This window comes from Streptomyces sp. NPDC051364 (assembly GCF_040682115.1).
GTDB lineage: Bacteria > Actinomycetota > Actinomycetes > Streptomycetales > Streptomycetaceae > Streptomyces.
Genome location: NZ_JBFBAH010000085.1, coordinates 1 through 1,531 on the forward strand (window position 1 = coordinate 1; position 1,531 = coordinate 1,531).

The following is a 1,531-nucleotide window of genomic DNA, read 5'->3' on the forward strand; positions in this document are numbered from 1 at the left end:
GAGGCCCTGTTCTCATGCCCGGAACCCACCGTCATCACCCGAACGGGACTCCCGTTCGACCAACACCCCTCAAGATCGGAACGACAACAGCCACTGAGGGCGACTACTCCGCGGTTGCCAAGCTGGTGGGGTGGCGCCGCCCAGCCCGGGTCGGCCGACTTCTGCCTCGGTCGCCAAGCGTCGAGTCAAGACCTCATTTCCCGATGCCAGGGAGCGGCCGAGCCGGTCGAGCGTGAGCACGGCCTGGTCACGTGTGGCGGCCGTGTCGGGCTCAAAGTCTCACGCAGGTTCGTCACCCGACGCCAGGCCGTCCGCATCTCCGGTTCGTAGTCGGCGAGGAGGAGTTGGCGTACGGGCTTCGTGCGCACCTGGCGCTGGTATCGGGCAGGGCCGGTGATGACGGAGCGGTGTTCCTCGGTGGTGACGCGGTTCCGGCGATTGAAGGGTTCACCGCCTCAGGGCTGCATGACGGGGCGCCCGAGACAGTGCAGCGGCGGGGAGTCCGGCGACGGCTGTTGCCTGCCGATCTGTACGTACCCCCAGCCCTCGTAGAGTCTCTTCACTTTGCCCTCGCCGGCGGCCGGGTTGACGAGGAGGGTCACGTACTCCTCATGTCGGTGCCTTAGGAGTTCGTCGTGCATGGCCTGGGCGAGTCCTTGGCCGCGCCAGGGCTTGACGACGCCGATCTCCTTGATCGCGAGGGATGTCGAGCTCGCGTACTCGGCAGGGGGTGGAGCGTCCATTCGAGTCCACCAGCGGTTTCCGGGTTCCACCGTGTTGGCGTAGGCGTAGCCGATGGGTTCGCCTTCGGGAGCGTGGGCCATGACGGCTTCCCAGCCGGGGTCGTTGCCGTGCCGGTCGAGTCGTTCGGTGAACGTCTCGACCCGATAGTTCGGCAGGCGAAGCAGGTCGCCTCGTACGCTGGCGTAGACCTTGATCAGGTCCTCTCGCACGTCGTCGAGGCCGCTGTGGTGCTTCAGGATGACGGAGTCCGTCATTTCGCGGTTCCTTTCAGCGACCTGGCGTACTCGGTCCACAATCGGGCTTGCGGGCTCGTCCGCGCGTTCTTGCGCAGCTCACTTCCGAGGGTCGCCAGCATCTCCACGACGCGGGGATGGGATGTGGCCGCGTCACGGGGGACGCGCATCGCGGAGGTCACCGCCGGCTCCAGGTCGCCTTGGCCCAGTTGGGCGAGGGCGAGGCGCGAGGTGGTGATGGCCCGCGACCTGTGCATGTGGGGTCGTAGGCTTGCCAGGCATCGGTGGGCGTGCGCCTCGGCAGCGTCGTACTGGGCTAGGGACATGAAGGCGGAGAGGGCGAGGCTGTCGAGTTCGGCTTGGTCGTAGAAGGCCCGCATCCAAACCGGGCGGTCCGCGTCGGGATCTGCTCGCTGCATCGCTTCCTGCGCCGTGTCGAGTGCTCGGCGGGTGGCTCTGAGTGGGCGTTAAGTCCGTTTCTGGTAGCGGCCTCGTCCGGGTTGGGTGAGGAAGCCTTGGCGGGTGAGGCGTCCGAGGCGGCTGCGGGTGATGTT

At 67.1% G+C, this 1,531-nt stretch carries 2 protein-coding genes; both read right to left on the bottom strand.

Translation table 11 applies throughout. From position 1 onward, the window contains the following. Positions 1 to 455: 455 nt before the first annotated feature. The gene (locus AB0M76_RS43420; RefSeq protein WP_365958287.1) at positions 456 to 998 is read right to left on the bottom strand and encodes a GNAT family N-acetyltransferase; all 543 of its coding nucleotides are present in this window, start codon (positions 996 to 998) and stop codon (positions 456 to 458) included. Continuing rightward, positions 995 to 1,396 carry a hypothetical protein gene (locus AB0M76_RS43425; protein WP_365958288.1) on the bottom strand — a complete coding sequence of 134 codons (402 nt, stop codon included), beginning with the start codon at positions 1,394 to 1,396 and terminating at the stop codon, positions 995 to 997. The genes AB0M76_RS43420 and AB0M76_RS43425 overlap by 4 nt, the downstream gene beginning before the upstream one ends. Between the last annotated feature and the right edge of the window lie 135 nt (positions 1,397 to 1,531).